Source organism: Streptomyces mayteni, assembly GCF_054783955.1.
Genome location: NZ_BAAGPR010000013.1, coordinates 1 through 16,596, shown reverse-complemented (window position 1 = coordinate 16,596; position 16,596 = coordinate 1). Strand labels below are relative to the sequence as shown.

Genomic DNA, 16,596 nt, shown 5'->3' with positions numbered 1-16,596 from the left:
CATTGCACGACGTGGGGGGAAATTTTCCAGCCAGACGGTAAGGCGGAGGTAAAATTTCGACCCCGGTTCACATTGCCCTCGGTGACGTCCGAAGCGTGCGTTCCGGATTTCCCGGTGCGGCGCGCACGGCGGCCCGCCCCGCAGGCCGCGGTTCCCGCGCAGGTCGTGGGCGTGGGTGGGAGACGCGGTCTGGACCTGGCGCGTCGCGCTCGTCGGCCAATGCGAGAGTTATCGGTGACGGGGCATGTAAAGAACTGGACGGTATATTTCCGTTTTGCTGACGGGGCGCCACCCGTTTCCACCAGCGATTCGTGAGCCGCCCACAAGATGCACCTATCGGAAACCAAATCAAGCCATCAGAGGGGTATCTTCTCCATAGCTGTGAGGGCCGTGCCAGCCGGTCCACACGTACGTCTGTGGTGGAGGTCTACGAGAATGTCGTCCACGAAGCAACCACCTCATGAGGCCAAGGCGGAGGTTTCGACCACGCATCTGCGGTTGATCCTCCTGGGGGCCCGGCGCATTCCCTCCCTCCACCGCAAGTACCTGAGCAGCCTCGATGACGCACAGCAACCGTTGGCCCTGGACAGCCTGCCGGTGCTGACGCCCCTGGAGCTGTCGGTCGCGACCGACGAACTGCTGCGGGACAGCCGCCCGGACGGCGGGTCCCTCATCTACGCGGGTGGCGGCACGCTGACGAGACCGAGCATGAGTCTGCTGCCGAAGGACATGTTCGTGGAGGAGGTCCACGGCTCCTGGGCGGCCCTGGGCCCCGGCGACGTGCTGGCCAACTTCTTTCCCGCCGGGCGCACCTGGCCCACCCACTCGTTCTACAACCAGCTCGCCGCCCGCGCCGGCGCCTCCGCGCTGCCCGTCGGCGACCTCCAGGACGGCCAGCTCGACCGGTGGTTGGGCTTCTGCGCCGAGTACGGCGTGAACGCGCTGGCCGCGCCGCCCGACATCGTCGACCGGCTGCTGCGGCACGCCGCGGCCGGCCACCAGCTGCCGTGGCTGCGGAAGTTGCTGATCGGCGGCGCGTTCCACGACCCCACGCCGCAGCGGGAGATCGCCCGCCTGCTGCCGGGCGTCGAGGTGTGGCAGCTGTACGGCTCGGCGGAGGCGTGGATGGTCGGCCACCGCGGTCCCGGCTGCGCCGAGGGCGTCTTCCACCCGCTGCCGCACCAGTACGCCGAGATAGACGGCGGCCGGATCCTGGTCACCACCACGGGGGTGCACCGGGCGCCGCCGCTGATCCGGTATCTGATCGGCGACCTGGGGGCGCCCGCCGACTGCGGGTGCGGTCGGGAGGGCGGCGCGATCAGGGTGTTGGGCCGGATCACGCCGTCGATCGTCTACCAGGGGCGCCCGATCCGGGCCAGGGAGCTGGTCGATCTGGCCCTGGAGACCGGCGAGGTGACGGCGGCCCAGGTGGCGGTCGTCACCACCGAGGGCGCGGACGAGACCGCCGAGACGGTCGAGTTAAGAGTCGTTCTCGCGGACGGCGTGCCGGACGATCACTACACGCGCGAATGGATCAGGTACCAGGCGCTCAACGGCCACCTGGCGCTCGACCCGACGAAGGCCGAGCACGCCGAGGGGTTCCAGGTGGTCGTCGTCGACCGGTTGCACGGCGGCGACTCCGAGGAGCCGCCCGTGCTGGTGGTCGAAAGCGCCGGGTGAACCCGGGGCGTCCGCGGGGGCGTCCGCGGGGGCGGTCGTCCGGGCGGGGCCCGGCCCACGGCGCCCGAAGGTGGCGCCGTGAGCCGGTGGTCGGCGTCCGCGGGGCGCGTTCAGGCCGTGACCGGCCTGGTGGTGGCGCGGCCGCGGGGCGTGGCGCCCGCCGGCGCCGCGAGCGGCGTCTTCCCTTCCCCGAGCGGGGCGTCCCCGAGCAGGGCGGTCAGTTCGGTGCGCAGCCGGTCCACGTCGCCGGTGTGGCCGTGCGCCGCGATGTGGCCGTCGGGGCGGACGAGGTAGTAGCCCGGCCTGCCGCACCCGGTGTGCCGGCGGGCGGCGGCCACCGGCAGGTCGACCAGGGCGAGTTGGCCGCGCTCCGCCACCACGGCGTCGAGCCCGGCCCGCCAGCCCGGCGTCGTGGCCGCGCCGCCCACGGCGACGAGGCTCCAGCCCATGGGGTCGGCGTCGGGGCCCGCGATGCCGAGCGACACCGCGAGATCGCGGGGGAAGACGGCGCCGATCTTCAGCCGGCCAGGCAGCTTGCCGAGCATCCGGCAGGACGCCTGGCGGCCGCGCGGCAGTTGGGTGTCGCGCACCGGGGGATAGGAGATCCGGCGGCCCGCCATCACCGGCGCGTAGAAGCGGGACATCGCGCCGGTCCGGTCGGCGAGCCGGAACGCGACGTCGCGGACGGCCACCTCGGAGCGTCGCTTCACCATCCAGGCGCGGGTCTGGATGTCGGTGTCCCGCACCACCTGCCGTGCCACGGCGGCGCGTTCGGGACCGTAGCTGCGCAGCAGCTCGGCCGGGGCCTCGCCGCGGATGACCGCGGCCAGCTTCCAGGCCAGGTTGTGGGCGTCCTGCATGCCGGTGTTGAGGCCCTGCCCGCCGGCCGGGCTGTGGATGTGCGCGGCGTCGCCCGCGATGAAGACCCGGCCAAGCTGGAAGTCGTTGGCGTGCCTGGCGTGCACCCGGAAGACGCTCTCCCAGACCGGGTCCTTGATGCGTACGCCCTGGGGGCCGCGCTCGTCCACGATCCGCTGCATGCTCGCCACGCTGACCTGCTCGCCCGGCGCCAGGCTGCTGAAGAAGCGGAAGACGCCGTCCGGCAGCGCCACGATGACCAGCGCGCCGGCCGGCGACTGGTAGTACAGGGCCTGGTCCGCCGGGAGCGAGCCCTCGATGTGGGCGTCGACCAGCGCGAACGCCGACTCGTAGGTGGAGCCGGTGAATCCGGTGCCGATCAGGGAGCGGACGGTGCTGCCCGCGCCGTCCGCGCCGATCACGAACGCGGCACCGGTGCGTTCGATCCGGCCGTCCTGGTGCTCCAGGATCGCGGTCGGTCCTGGCACGCCGTCGATCCGGCCGGAGAAGTCGAGGCCGTCGAAGTTGAGCAGCCGGACGCCGCGTTCGACGGTGCCGCCCAGTCGTTCGAGGACGCCGCGCAGGATCCGCTCGGTCTCGTTCTGCGGCAGGCAGAGCGGGACGAGGGGGTCGGGGAAGTCGAAGGTGGCCAGGCGGCGGCGGTCGGAGAAGTAGCTGAACGCGTTGATCGCGAGGCCGGCTTCGCGCAGTTCGCCCAGGGCGTTCAGGTCCTCGAAGAGGTCGATGCTGCGCGGCCACATCAGGAGGGCCTTGGGGAAGGACGTCGGCTCCGGCGCGCGGTCGATGATCCGTACCCGGATTCCGCGGCGCAGCAGTTCGCAGCCGGCCATCATCCCGACCGGTCCGCCGCCGACGACCAGGACGTCGTACCCCTGGCCGGGCGCGTCGCCGTGCGGCGTCTCAGCGGTCTCATCAGCGCTTGGCATATGCCCCTGACTCCTATCTGATTGACGACGGGGATCAGATCTCTTATGGTCATTCGCGATCATATGATGGATCGACCCCTTAGGCTAGGGAGCGCCTCGATGAGCGACCTCACGGCGTGTCGCCAGCCCGGGGTCTGACCGTCGCCCGGTCGACGCGGACCGGGCAGCCACCGGCGTTCCACGACGTCGAAGGACCACGTACCGCGGCCGCGCCAGCGGCCACCGCGCCCCGGCGCGACGACGTCGTCGTCCGAGAACGCCACCTCTGCTCACACCCAGTACGGCCAGAGAAAGGTCGCACCTCAATGAGCACCACATCGTTCACCCGCCAGCACGCGCCGGCGCGCACCCTGCCGGACGAGCCGGAGCTCGACTACAGCCGCACCGTCGACCGGCTCCTCGTCCACCGGGACGCCCTCGGCGAGGTGTTCCTCACCGATCTCAGAAGGACCGACGAGGACAGCTATGTCGCCGCGGCCCAACTCCCGCGCTCGCACGCCTACTACGGCGACCACCAGCTGCGCCCTGGCGCCTACGACCCGCTGTTGATCCTGGAGGCCTGCCGGCAGGCCAACCTGGGCGGCGCGCACCGCTTCTACGGGGTCGCCGAGGACGACAAGTTCATCCTGACCCACCTCGGCCTGCGGCTCACCCACCTGCCGGCGCTGCTCGTCGGCCCGTCGCCCTGCCCGCTGGTGATGCGCGTCCAGGTGGTCAACCGCAAGGAGCGGGACGGCCGCGTCACCGGCCTCGACTACCGGATCGAGCTGTCGGTCGACGGCACCGTCGTCGGCACCTCCGAGATGGGCCTGCGGTTCAAGACCCCCACCGACTACCTGACGCTCCGGCTGAGCAACCGCGGCGGCCGCGCCCTGCCGTCCTCGGCCAACTCCCCGGAGAGCACGCCAGGCACGCCCGTCACGCCGCACCTGGTCGGCCGCTCGGCGCCGGAGAACGTCGTCCTGCTCGACGCCGTCGCCGCCGGCGACACCGGCCGCGCGGCGCTGCGCATCCCGGCCGACCACCCGAGCATGTTCGACCACCCGCAGGACCACCTGCCCGGCATGGTGATCGCCGAGGGCGCGCGGCAACTCGCCCTCTTCACCGCGCTCGACGCCCGCGGCGTCTCCGCCGCCAAGCTCTTCCCGACCGACCTCAGCGTCCGGTTCACCCGCTTCGGCGAGCTGGAGGACGCGACCGTCCTGACGGCGGAGGCGGGCGAACGGGTGCGGGTCGCGCCCGAGCCCACCGATCCCGGCACCTACTACACGCAGGGCGGCGAGCTCGAACTCCCGGAGCCAGGCGAGGAGTCGACCGAGCGCGGCACCGGCGCGGCGCTCGAACAGCTCCCGGTGCGGGTGGAGGCGCGACAGCGCGACGAACTCCTGTGCGTGATGGACCTCACCCTGACCCGCGTGTCACTCGGCTGAACGCCGATGGGTGACGGGGGACCGACCAGCAGGCAGCGACAGACCAGAGCAAGCACGACCAAGCGAGACCAGCGAGGGAGTGGAGAAGCCATGACGTACGCCGTGGTGTTCTCGGACGTCGACGAGACCGTGATCCGGACCAAGAGCATGTTCCGGTTCCTGGAGTTCTATCTGGCAAGCAGGGGCGAGCCGGCAGGCACGTACGAAAGGCTCGTCGGCGAGATCCGGCGGGGCGCGGACAGCGGGGTGCCGCGCCACGAGATCAACCGCAGGTACTACCGCTTCTACGCGGGCGAGGAGGCCGACCGACTGGCCGCCGTGGGCAAGGACTGGTTCGCCCACGAGACGGAGCGGGGGCTCTTCGTCCCCGAGACCCGGCGCGCCCTGGACGCGCACGCCGCCGCCGGCGAGCCGATCGTGCTCGTGTCCGGCTCCTTCTTCGCCTGCCTCGACCCGATCGCGGAGGAGACCGGCGCCACCTGGGCGATCGGCACCCGCCCGGTGATCCGCCGCGGGCGCCTCACCGGCGAGGTGCTGGTGCCGATGATCGGCGCGGCCAAGGGCCGGGTGGCGCACGTCGCCGCCGCCGTGCGGGGCGCCGACCTCGCCGAGTGCGCGGCCTACGGCGACCACATCAGCGACCTCGACCTGCTGAGCGCGGTCGGCCACCCGGTGGTGGTGGGCACCGACCCGGGCCTGAACGCCCATGCGGAGAAGGCCGGTTGGCGCCGGCTGCCGATCGACGACGGCGAAGCCGAACTCCGCGAACTGGAGACGATATGACTCCCCTCGGCACGTCCCCCCTCGGCACGTCCCCCGTCGGCATGACCCCCTTCGGCGCGGCTCCCATCGGCATCCTCGGCACCGGCTCCCTGCTGCCCGACGTGGTGGTGAGCAACGAGGAGATCGGCCGCGGCGCCGGCGTCACCGACGAGTGGATCATCCGGAAGACCGGCATCCGCGAGCGGCGCAGGGCGCGGGACCACCAGGCCACCTCCGACCTGGCAGCCGCCGCGGCCCAACGGGCCCTGGAGCAGGCCGGGGTGCGCCCCGACGAGGTCGGGTACATCGTGCTCGCCACCTCCACGCCCGACCAGCCGCAGCCGCCGACGGCCAGCTTCGTCCAGCACCTGATCGGCGCCGTCAACGCGGTGGCCTTCGACGTCAACGCCGTGTGCGCCGGCTTCGTCTACGCGCTCTCCCTCGTGGAGCGGGTGCTGCGCACCGAGCCGGCCAACGAGGGCCGCTACGGCCTGGTCATCGGCGCCGACATCTACTCCCGGATCCTCGACTACTCGGACCGCAGGACGGCCATCCTCTTCGGCGACGGCGCCGGCGCGGTGCTGCTCGGCAGGACCGCGCCAGGCGACGACGCCGGGATCCTCGCGACGAGCCTGCTCAGCCGCGGCGACCAGCACCGGCTGATCGGCGTCCCGGCCGGCGGCAGTCGGCTGCCGGCCTCGGTCGACACCGTCGAGGCGGGCTCGCACTTCTTCCAGATGGACGGGCGCGGCGTGCGCAGCTTCGTGCAGGAGAACCTGCCGAAGGCGGTGCACAAGCTGCTGGCGGACGCCGGCGTCGGCACCGAGGAGGTGCGGCACTTCGTCCCGCACCAGGCCAACGGCGTGATGCTCCGCGAGGTCTGGCCCGAGCTGAAGCTGGTCAACGCGGAGCTCCAGCTGACCGTCGAACGCCACGGCAACACCGGCGCCGCCTCGGTGCCCATCGCGCTCGACGTCGTGCACCGGCGGGGCGAACTGGCCGCGGGCGACAAGGTGTTGCTCTCCGCCTTCGGCGGCGGGATGGCGGTCGGCTCGGCCCTGATCGGCTGGGGCAGGACCGCGCACGCGCGGCCGGCCCACGACGACGCCGCGGCGCGGCGAGTCGGCCACCAGGCCGGCGCGGCCGCCTGACGGCTGGCGGGCGCGGCCTCGCCCGTGTCGGGCCGCGCCCGTCCCCCGCGCTCTCGGTCAAACCCTTGACGGCGACCTCGGGGGCAATCATAAGATGTCTTATATAGCTAAGTGGTCTTACGTTCCAGAGAATTGGTGAGGTTCCCTCTCATGGCCATGACCTCAGAACCCACGCGTGAGCCATGGTCGGTGGCGGCCGTGGTCGGCCTGGCCGCCGCGCTGCTACCCATCTCGCTGACCGGAGGCGCGCTGGCGGCGCCCGAGGTCGGCTCCGAGTTCGACAGCGGCGTCGCGGCGACCCAGTGGGTGGCCAACGCCTACATGCTGACCTTCGCCGCCTTCATGGCGGTCACCGGCTCGCTGGCCGACCGGCTCGGCCGGCGCCGGGTGTTCCTCGGCGGGCTCACCGTCTTCGCGGCCGCGCTCTTCATCGCCGCGGCCGCCCCCTCGGTGGCCGTGGTCGACCTGGCCAGGGCGCTCGCCGGCGCCGGCGCCGCCAGCGTCATGACCTCGGGCAGCGCCATCCTGGCCGACGCCTACACCGGGGCCAGGCGGGCCCGGGTCTTCGCCATGCTCGGCACCGGCATCGGCCTGGGGCTCGCCCTCGGCCCGCTGATCGGCGGCGGGTTGATCGCGCTCGGCGGCTGGCGCACCCTGTTCGCCGTCATCGCGGCCGTGGCGACGGTCGCCCTGCTGGTCAGCCCGACGGTCATCCGGGAGTCCCGCGGCCCCGAGGGCGACGTCGACTGGGCCGGCGGCATCACCTTCACCGCCGGCCTCTCGGCGCTGATCTTCGCCCTGGTCGAGGTGCAGCAGCGCGGCTGGACCGACCCCGTGGTGCTGGTCACCGCGGCCGCCGCCGTCGGCCTCTTCTGCGCCTTCGGCGCCGTCGAACGCCGGCGCGCCGAGCCGCTGTTCGACGTCTCGCTGCTCGCCGTGCCCAGGTTCGCGGCGGTCTGCGTGGTGCCCACCGTGCTGGCCTTCGGCTTCGTCGCCCTGCTCGTGGTGCTGCCGCCCTACCTGGAGGCGGTGGAGGGCGCCGACTCGGGCCGGATCGGCCTCTCGCTCGCGGTCATGACCATCCCCGCGCTCGTGGTGCCGATGTTCACCGGGGTGATCGCCCAACGCCTCTCGGCCCGCACCATCCTGGTGCTCTCCCTCCTCACCCAGGGCCTCGGCGCCGCCTGGCTCACCACCGGCTTCAACCCGGTGGCCGTCGCCCTGGTGGGCGCCGGGTTCGGCTTCTCGCTCGCCGTGCTCGACGGCACCGCGGTCTCCGTGGTCGAGCCGGGCCGCAGCGGCATGGCGGCCGGCCTGTTCAACACCGTCCGGCTCACCAGCGAGGCCGTCGGCATCGCCGCCGTCGGCGCCGCGCTCTCCACCCTGCTGCACGGCAGGGTCGGCGGCGACGACGCCGCCGCGCTGCTGCGGGGCGACGCCGTCGAGGGGCTGGCCGCCGACTACACCGGCTCCCTCGCCGTCGTCCTGTGGGTGGTGGCCGCGCTCTCCCTCGGCGGGGCCGCCGTCGTGTGGCGCCTGCTCACCAGGACCGCCCCCGAGCCGGTCGGCGAACCGGCCGTCGCCGCCTAGGAACCTGCCGCCAGCCGGCCGCCGCGGCCGTCCCGTCGTACCCGCTCCGTCGTAGTGAAGGAAGTCCCATGTGCAGTCCGTCCCTGATGCGTCAGGTCCACATGCCCGCGCACGTCCAGCCGCCGCACGTCCACGGCGCGGTGGTGGCGGAGCAGAGCCACGCCCCGGCGTTCGAGGAGCCGGCGGCCGGTGAGGGCGGCGCCGAGCCGGCCGCCGAGCCCGCCGGGCGCGGCGTAGGGCGCCGCGCGCTGTTCCGGATGTCCGCGATCGGCGGCGCCGGCATCGCCGCCACCGCGACGCTCGGCGGCGTCGCCAACGCCGCGGCCGCCACCGGCCGCGGCGGCCAGGGCTCTGGCCGTACCTCGCGGGTCGTGGACCTGACGCACGAGCTCGGCGAGGACTTCCCCGTCGTCTACAAGCTCATGGACCAGCCCGAGATCGAGCAGGTCAGGTTCATCGACGTGGACGGCTTCAACGCCAACCTGCTCACCATCAACGAGCACTCGGGCACCCACATCGACGTGCCGGGGCACTTCGGCCCTGGCGAGCCGACGGTGGAGCAGATCTCCGCCGAACTGCTGGTGGTGCCGCTCGTCGTGATCCGGATCGCCGACCGCGCGGCCAGGGACCACGACACCCGGCTGACCGTGGCCGACATCCGGCGGTACGAGAGCCGCTACGGCCGGCTGCCCGCCCGGTCGTTCGTCGCGGTGGACTCCGGCTGGTGGCGCCGCGTCAACACGCCGGGCGCCTTCCTCAACGAGGACTCGGGCGGCGTCTTCCACTTCCCGGGGATCAGCCCCGAGGCGGCGGCGTTCCTCATCGAGGAGCGGAACGTGGTCGGCGCGGGCACCGACACCAGCAGCCTGGACGGCGGCGCGGCGGCCGTTCCGCTCACCCACCAGACGCTGCTGCCCTCCGGCAGGTACGGCATCGAGAACCTGGCGGCGCTCGACTCGGCCCCCGACCACGGGGCCACCCTGGTGGTCGGCGCGCCCAAGCACCGCGGCGGCTTCGGCGGCCAGATCCGGGCGCTCGCGCTCGTCTGACCGCCCGGGCCCTGCCGGAACGTCACTGCTCCAACGCCGTGGAGCAGCGGCCGAGATACTCCACGAACACCTTGTGTTCCTCCGGGGTGAACAGCTCGCTCAGCCGCCGCTCCACGGCGACCGCCGCCTTGTCCGCCTGGCGCAGCCGCCCCTTGCCCAGCGGGGTGAGCCTGGTCTCCAGCACGTGTTGGTGCGTCGGGTGCGGCAACCGCTCGACCAGGCCGACGCGTTCCATGGTGGCCAGCACGGTCGACATCGTCTGCGGGGTCACCAGGCAGCGGCGGGCCAGGGCGGCCCCGGTGAGGCCCGGCTCCGTGGACAGTACGAGCAGCACGGTGTACTGCGAGACGGTCAGCCCGAATTCCTGCACGGCGGAGTGTTTGGCGGCGATGAGGTGCTGCTCCGCGCGCTTGACGTGGTGGCCGATGCGTTCATCGACCGGGAGATCGGTCACAGTGGTTGGTTTCCGTTTCAGGGGCCGTTGTGTGGCCGTCAGTATCTTGCCGAATCGCTCCGAGGGGCACCATGAGCGGTGCTGCTGATGGTAAATGCTATGAAAAGACATATTGGCATTCGTCATCCTAGGGCCATAAGGTAGCTAATGGTCAGCGCATGCCTGAGGGAGGTTCCATGCCGGACCGCACGAGTCGGTTGATCGTGCCGATCGTGGTCATCAGCGGGGTGGCGGTCGCCGCCACCGGCACGTACCTCCACCAGCTGCCGGACCGGGCCCCCGCCGCGGCCGCCGAGGAGCGGCGGCCCGTCCCGGCGACCACCGCCACCCTGGCGCCGACCGCCGAGAGCCTCGGCCTGGTCCGCGTCTCCTACCGGCTCCACCGCGTCCCCACCCACGCCAGCAACCAGATCGCGGTCTGGATCGAGGACGCGAGCGGCGCCTACGTGCGCACCCTCTTCGCCACCAGCTTCACCGCCAACGGCGGCTACGACCGCCGCCCCGAGTCGCTGTCCGCCTGGCGCGAGACCGCCGGTTGGGAACAGGCCACCCAAGCGGAGATCGAGTCGGCCAGCCGCCCCGCGCAGGACGAGGGCGAGCACACCCTCTACTGGGACGGCACCGACCGCGAAGGCGTCCCGGTGCGCCCCGGCCGCTACACCTACCGGATCGAGGGCAACCTGCTGTGGGAGCGGCGGGTGCTCCACACCGGCACCATCGAACTCGGCGACGTCGCGGGGGAGTCCCGCGCCGAGGCCGTCTACCTGCCGGACGAGGCCCGCGAGGAGCCCACCCTGGTCGAGGACGTCCGGGCGAGCTTCACCCCGGGCGAGCCGCTTGACCCGGACACCGTGACGACCTTCACCCGCGGCTCCTGACCGTCGGCTGGTGTGAGATGCGGGCGATGCGCGACCGGGTGATGGGCACCGAGCTGCTGGCCGTCCTGCCGCCAGGGGAGGCCGCCGCCGTGTTCGGCTGGCTCCACCAGGTGGAGGCCGTCTTCAGCCGGTTCCGCCCCGACAGCGACGTCTCCCGCGCCAACGCCGGCGGCCGGGTCGCCGTCTCCGAGCTGTTCCTGCGGGTCCTGACCGAGGCGTGCGCCCACCAGAAGCGCACCGGCGGCCTCTTCAGCCCGTTCCTCGGCGCCGAGGTGGCCCGCGCCGGCTACGCCGTCGACTTCGACGCCATCGGCGTCGCCGAGCCGGCCGAGCCCGCCGAGCCGGCCCCGGCCAGGGCCGCCGGAACCCCGCCTGTCCACCTCGACCACGACGACGGCACCATCCGGCTCCCGGACGGCGTCGCCGTCGACCTCGGCGGCTTCGTCAAGGGCTGGAGCGTCCAGGCCGCCGCCGACGCCCTGTGCTCCGAGCGCGGCCTCATCGACGCCGGCGGCGACCTGGTGGCCTGGCGCGGCCACGCCGACCGGCCCTGGCGGGTCGGCGTCGCCCACCCCACGGCTCAGGAGCCGGTCGGCGTCCTGGAGTTGCCACGCTCCGCCGCCGTGGCGACCAGCAGCGTGGTCCGCCGCAGCTGGCCCACCGCCACCGGCGGCCGGGCACACCACATCATCGACCCGCGCACCGGCGAACCCGCCGACTCCGACTGCCTCCAGGCCACCGTGCTGGCCGGCAACCTGGCCGCCGCCGAGGTCTACGCGACCTGCCTCACCATCCTCGGCACCGCCGAGGGTCCCGGCTGGCTGGCCGGCCTCGACCCCACCGCGGCCTGGCTCACCGTCGACCGCGACGGGACCGTCCGCCACTCGCCCGACCTGCCGTTGGAATCCAGGCCCTGTCCGGGCGATCTTCTTCGGGCCCGTCCCGCCAGCTACGGCACCTCGCCGCGTTACCCCACGCCGCGGAGCGGCATGTCAGGCGCCGCGCGCGAATACGGACAGGTATGAGCCGCGCTGCGGTCGATGTGCGGCTCCGCCGCGTGGGGCGCCTTGAGCGAAGCGAACGGGGGCACTCCCCCAAGCACTCCGTGCAGGGGGCACCCCCACCCAGGCCGCCAGGCCTGGGGGAGCCGCGGGCCGATCCGACAAGATCGACAGGACAGGACCTCACATGACCCGCCTGACCCTCGTCATGCTCCTGACCGTCCTGCCGTTCCTCCCCGTGCTCGCCCGCACTGAGGACGTCGGGGACACCGCCAACCTCGTCGGGCTCGGCGGCGCGCTCGTCCTCTGGTGGCAGGTGGTGCTCGGCGTCTGCCAGGTCTCGGAGCGGCTCTGCGGCGACCGGCTGCGCGTCGTCGCGCTGCACCGCTGGCTCGGCGGCTGCGGCGCCTTCCTGGTGCTGCTGCACCCGCTGCTGGAGACCATCGCCAACCACCAGGACCTGGGCTACCTGCTGGTGCTCGACTTCTCCTGGGTCGAGTCGACCTACACCTCCTACGGCCGCCTCGCCCTGCTGCTGTTCCTGGCGCTCTGGCTGAGCAGCACCCTGCTGCGGGCCGCGATCCGGCACCGCCTCTGGCGCTCGGTGCACTACGTCTCCTACCCGCTGGCCGGCCTGGTGTTCCTGCACGCCTACGGCATCGGCAGCTTCCTCGCCGACCTGCCCTGGCTGCGCGCCTACTGGCTGGCGCTGGCCGGCTGCCTCGCGCTGGTCACCGCCTGGCGGCTCGCCGTCCCGCTCTGGGCACCCCGCTACCGGGTGGTGGCGAAGACCAGGCTCACGCCCACCGTCACCCAGTACGCCGTCGCCCCGGCCGGCCGCCGCCGCGTCCGCCGCCCCACGCCGGGCCAGTTCTGCTACCTGCGACTCCACGCGCTGTCCAGGGCCCACCCGTTCAGCGTCGTGGGGCAGGACGAGGACGGCACGCTGACCTTCGCCGTCAAGCGCGCGGGACCGTTCACCGCCCGGCTCGAACGGCTCGGCCGGGACGCCGCGTTGCGCCTCGACGGGCCCTACGGCACGTTCACCAGGCAGGCCGCGGTCGACGACCGGCCCGCCGTCCTCATCGCCGGCGGCATCGGCGTCACCCCGTTCGTCGACCTGGTGCGCCGGCACGCGGGGCCGCGGATGTCCCTGACGCACATCGTCTCGTCCCCGGCCGAGGCCGCCTTCCGGGACGAACTCCGCGACCGCCTCGGCCGCCGCTACACCACGGCGTACCGCGCGGAACCCCGCGCCCGCTACTTCGTCTGCGGCAGCCCGGGCTTCGTCGAGGCCACGACGGGCGACCTGCGGGCCGAAGGCGTCCGGCGCGACCAGCTCTTCACCGAACACTTCGACTGCTAGCCACCGGGCGGGCCGCTCAGCTGCCCAGGTTGACCTCCGCCGCGTCGATGGCCGCCTCCTCGATGCCCCAACGCCGCAGCAGCTCCTCGTAGGTGCCGTCGCGCATCAGCTCGCCCATCACATCGAAGAACTCCTGGCGCAGCTCGACCTCCCCGGCCGGGATCGCGATGCCCCGGGCACCGCCGTTCCCGTCGGCGAAGCCGACGCTCAACCCGGCGTCCGGGTTCTCGGCGACGTACTCGGCCGCCTGCGTGTACAGCAGCGCCGCCACGTCGGCCTCACCGGCGGCGATCGCCGCCGCCATGTCGCCCCTGCTCCCGAACGGCACGATCTCGGGGGGAGTGGCACAGTCCTCGGTGTGGCGGCGCACCGAGTCCGCCGTGGGGTTGTCGTCGCCCTCGTAGACCGTGACCGTCAGGCCGCACAGCTCGGCGAGGTCGCCGGAACGCGCCGGGTCCTGGCTCATCACGGCCCAGCCGTCCATGAAGTGGTTGACGAAGTCCACGCCCAGCGCCTCTCGTACCTCCTCGTTGTCCACGAAGTTGCCCACCGCGACGTGCGCGGCGGCGCCGCTGTCTCGAACGGCGGTCTGGGCGGCGACCGTGCTGTCCTCGACCAGGTCGAACGTGACCTCCCTGCCGAGCCGCTCCCCGATCTCCTCGACGAGATCCACCTCGAATCCGGAGAGCTCGCCGGTCTCCTCGTCCGTGAAGATGATCGGGTCGTGCGCGGTGGCCGCGTGCACGGTGATTCCGTTGGTCTGCTCGCCCCCCTCGCCCTCCCCGTCAGTCGGCCGGTCCTCGTCGCTCCCCGCCACGTTGGTCGCGAGCAGCCAACCGAAGATCGCGAACACCACCGCGCCCGACATCGAGGCCAGCGCGTATCGGCCCCGACGCCAGCGTGGCGGGGGCGGCGGGGACATCGGCGGAGTCGCCGGCATGGGCGGCGGTACCGGCGACCCGGAGCTCGAGCCCGAGCCCGTAGCCTCGCCGGGAACCTGGGTGGGGAGCGACGAACCGACGGGCGCGGGAGATCCCGGAGGGGCGGCCGGATCCCACCCCGACGGCGGCCGCGGGCCCCACGACGACGGTGGGCGATCGGCCTCCGGCCCCTCGAACTCCAGCAGCCGCGTCGCGGCCTGCCCCAGCTGCGCCGTGAGCCCCGACGGCAGCCAGTACTCGCCGCCGGCGCGCCGCTTCGCGAACGACGGGATGCCGGTCAGGTCCAGCCGCTGCGCCACGTCCTTCGCCAGGCAGTGCAGCACGATGGTGCGCAGATCGCCCCGAAGCGGCCCGTCCTCCGGGCCCAGCTCGGGCGTCTCGTGGAGGACCCGGTACATCACCGTGGCCTCCTGTGTGCCGTCCCACGAGAAGGGCGGCTTCCCGGTCGCCGCGTACGCGAGCACCGCGCCCAGCGCGAACACGTCGACGGCGCCCGTCAGTTCCTCGCCCCTGATCTGCTCGGGCGGCATGTACCCGGGGGAGCCGACCACCCCACCCGTCCTGGTCACGGCGCTGGCGTCCACCGCCCGCGCGATGCCGAAGTCGATGACCTTCGGCCCCTCGAGCGTCACCATCACGTTCGACGGCTTCAGGTCACGGTGGATCAGCCCGCTGCCGTGCACCGCGAGCAGCGCGCTCGACAGGCCGTAGGCCAGCGCCCACACCGAGCGCTCGGGCAGCGGCCCGTGCAGCGTGTCCACGACATCCCGCAGCGAGGAACCGGCCACGTAGCCCGTCGCGACCCACGGCGCGGCGGCCTCGATGTCGTGGTCGAGCACCGGCGCGGTCCACTTTCCGCTGACCCGCCGCGCCGCGTCGATCTCGCCGCTGAACCGCCGTCTGAAGAGCGGATCGCGCGCCAGCTCCGCGTGCACGACCTTGACCGCGACGGTCCGTCCGGTGGACGAACGCCCCAGGAACACCCGACCCATCCCGCCGGCCCCCAGTCTCGCCACCAACCGGTAAGGGCCGATGGTCGACGGGTCCTCCGGATACAACGGCTCCACTGCCGTCCCCCTTCACGACGCCACGTACGGCTGGGACGCGGCGTGTCGGGACCATCATGGCGCCTCGATCCGGGGCATGTCACCGGGGGACGGGAGCGCGCCCCGCGGCGGGACCGGCGGTCAGGACCGCGTTCTCGCCCGGCGCGATGTCGGGGCGGAGGATCTCCGCGGCGGTGGGGCGGAAGAGCACGATCTCGCCCGGCGCCAACTCGGCGGTGACACGGGCGGCCGCAGGGCCGAGCAGCCGGCCGACGGCCTCCGCGTGCTCGGCCCCCAGCGCGAGCAGCGCGTCGGGCCGGTGCCAGAAGGCGGCGCCGCGCGGCGCGTTGCGGGTCACGTGCACGACGGTGCGCCAGGGGCCGGCGGCAGCGGCGGCGGACGGCGGGCGGCGCAGGTCGCAGACGAGGGCCTGCGGGCCGGCGTCGACCGCGGGCGGGGCGGGGGTGTGCCGTGGCCAGGCGGCCGGGGTGTCGGTGAACGCGAGTCGGTCGCCGGCCGCCCGGCGGAGGCCCTGCCACGCCGCCGGCTCCCGGACGGCGGCGGTGACCAGGGCACCGACGGCCAGCAGGCGCAGCGCGACGAGGCGGCCGAACAGCGACTCGCCGAGCGCCGCGACGCGGGTGCCGGCCGGCCCAGGACAGGGCAGCGCGACGGACCTGCCGTCCCGGCCGGTGCCCAGGTGGACGCCCACCTGGGCGGGGGCGAGGGTGAAGGGGGCCGCGGTGTCGTCGCGCCAGATCGCCGCGGGGAGCGTGCCGAGTTCGGGCGTCGACGGCTCGTCGGCGGCCTGGCCGGGCCCCGACCGGCTGCCGAACGCCCGGTGGGACGTGTCGAGTTGGACGGTGGGGGAGTCGGCCGGGCGGCGGCCCCTGGCGTGCGGCGTGGGTGTGAAGGGGTCGGGGGAGCTCATCGTCCTCGGCTGTCTCCTCGTCCGTATCTGGTCTCTCGCGGGGGCGCGAAGCCGGTGGCCTCGTCGAGTGGGCTGGCCGGGTAGGCCAACGGCAGGGTGGCCAGCAGCCCGGCCGCCTGGTCGGCGGCCGGCGGGCCGGTCACGTCCGCCGCCAGCAGCCGGTCGCGCTGGGCCATGGCGTGCTGGGCGAGCGGGCTGACCACCCGCACCGCGGTGCGGACGCGGAGCCCGGGGCCGTGCGCGGTGAGCGTCGCCGCGACCACCACCCGGTCGGCGGCGCAGCCGCCGAGCCCGGACAGCAGGCGGTGCCAGTCGTCCTGGGTGGCGACGTGCGCGGTGAGCGTGGTGTGGGTGGCCGCCGCGCCCGCCCAGTTGCTGGCCAGGGCACGGCCGTTCGGCTCCGGATCGCCCACCTGCCTGAGCAGTTGGCGCGCCTCGGCCGGGCCGAGCGGCACCGTCGGCGCCCCCACCGCGGCCAGCCGGGCGCGCAGCCGGGCGGCGAGCGCGGCCAC

13 protein-coding genes and 1 pseudogene are annotated in these 16,596 nt (G+C 73.5%); 9 read left to right on the top strand and 5 right to left on the bottom strand.

The window, feature by feature from the left end; genetic code table 11:
- Positions 1-435 precede the first annotated feature (435 nt).
- Positions 436-1,680 (top strand): AMP-binding protein, encoded by a 1,245-nt coding sequence (locus ACYVPE_RS08725; RefSeq protein WP_461032868.1) that lies wholly within the window; start codon positions 436-438, stop codon positions 1,678-1,680.
- Between the two features lie 110 nt (positions 1,681-1,790).
- Here the strand turns inward: ACYVPE_RS08725 and ACYVPE_RS08720 are convergent, their stop codons facing one another.
- Positions 1,791-3,485, bottom strand: a complete 1,695-nt coding sequence (locus ACYVPE_RS08720; protein WP_461032867.1) for an FAD-dependent monooxygenase — start codon at positions 3,483-3,485, stop codon at positions 1,791-1,793.
- A gap of 305 nt (positions 3,486-3,790) precedes the next feature.
- Between ACYVPE_RS08720 and ACYVPE_RS08715 the strand changes: the two genes are divergently transcribed.
- From ACYVPE_RS08715 to ACYVPE_RS08695, 5 genes are all read left to right on the top strand, one after another.
- Positions 3,791-4,915, top strand: coding sequence for a ScbA/BarX family gamma-butyrolactone biosynthesis protein (locus ACYVPE_RS08715; RefSeq protein ID WP_461032866.1), 1,125 nt, complete (start codon positions 3,791-3,793; stop codon positions 4,913-4,915).
- 90 nt (positions 4,916-5,005) lie between these two features.
- Positions 5,006-5,698, top strand: a complete 693-nt coding sequence (locus tag ACYVPE_RS08710; protein ID WP_461032865.1) for an HAD family hydrolase — start codon at positions 5,006-5,008, stop codon at positions 5,696-5,698.
- Positions 5,695-6,828, top strand: a complete 1,134-nt coding sequence (locus ACYVPE_RS08705; RefSeq protein WP_461032864.1) for a 3-oxoacyl-ACP synthase III family protein — start codon at positions 5,695-5,697, stop codon at positions 6,826-6,828. The genes ACYVPE_RS08710 and ACYVPE_RS08705 overlap by 4 nt, the downstream gene beginning before the upstream one ends.
- Before the next feature lie 156 nt (positions 6,829-6,984).
- The gene (locus ACYVPE_RS08700; protein WP_461032863.1) at positions 6,985-8,418 is read left to right on the top strand and encodes an MFS transporter; all 1,434 of its coding nucleotides are present in this window, start codon (positions 6,985-6,987) and stop codon (positions 8,416-8,418) included.
- A gap of 68 nt (positions 8,419-8,486) precedes the next feature.
- Complete coding sequence (locus tag ACYVPE_RS08695; protein WP_461032862.1) at positions 8,487-9,467, top strand: cyclase family protein; 981 nt, start codon at positions 8,487-8,489, stop codon at positions 9,465-9,467.
- 22 nt (positions 9,468-9,489) lie between these two features.
- On the opposite strand, the gene ACYVPE_RS08690 is transcribed toward ACYVPE_RS08695, so the two are convergent.
- Positions 9,490-9,921, bottom strand: coding sequence for a MarR family winged helix-turn-helix transcriptional regulator (locus ACYVPE_RS08690; RefSeq protein WP_461032861.1), 432 nt, complete (start codon positions 9,919-9,921; stop codon positions 9,490-9,492).
- 176 nt (positions 9,922-10,097) lie between these two features.
- On the opposite strand from ACYVPE_RS08690, the gene ACYVPE_RS08685 reads away from it, so the two are divergent.
- The 3 genes from ACYVPE_RS08685 (at position 10,098) to ACYVPE_RS08675 (ending at position 13,166) form a co-directional block, all read left to right on the top strand.
- Positions 10,098-10,799, top strand: coding sequence for a DUF2271 domain-containing protein (locus tag ACYVPE_RS08685; protein WP_461032860.1), 702 nt, complete (start codon positions 10,098-10,100; stop codon positions 10,797-10,799).
- A gap of 26 nt (positions 10,800-10,825) precedes the next feature.
- Positions 10,826-11,824: an FAD:protein FMN transferase gene (locus tag ACYVPE_RS08680; RefSeq protein ID WP_461032859.1), complete on the top strand. Its 999-nt coding sequence runs from the start codon at positions 10,826-10,828 to the stop codon at positions 11,822-11,824.
- Positions 11,825-11,987: 163 nt separating this feature from the next.
- The gene (locus tag ACYVPE_RS08675) at positions 11,988-13,166 is read left to right on the top strand and encodes a ferric reductase-like transmembrane domain-containing protein (protein WP_461032858.1); all 1,179 of its coding nucleotides are present in this window, start codon (positions 11,988-11,990) and stop codon (positions 13,164-13,166) included.
- A 16-nt stretch (positions 13,167-13,182) separates the two neighbouring features.
- On the opposite strand, the gene ACYVPE_RS08670 is transcribed toward ACYVPE_RS08675, so the two are convergent.
- From ACYVPE_RS08670 to ACYVPE_RS08660, 3 genes and pseudogenes are all read right to left on the bottom strand, one after another.
- On the bottom strand, positions 13,183-15,174 hold the full coding sequence (locus ACYVPE_RS08670; protein WP_461032857.1) for a protein kinase domain-containing protein: 1,992 nt from the start codon (positions 15,172-15,174) through the stop codon (positions 13,183-13,185).
- 79 nt (positions 15,175-15,253) lie between these two features.
- The gene (locus tag ACYVPE_RS08665) at positions 15,254-16,084 is read right to left on the bottom strand and encodes a hypothetical protein (RefSeq protein ID WP_461032856.1); all 831 of its coding nucleotides are present in this window, start codon (positions 16,082-16,084) and stop codon (positions 15,254-15,256) included.
- Positions 16,081-16,596: pseudogene (locus tag ACYVPE_RS08660) on the bottom strand (type VII secretion protein EccE); the annotation flags it as partial. The gene ACYVPE_RS08665 and the pseudogene ACYVPE_RS08660, both read right to left, overlap by 4 nt.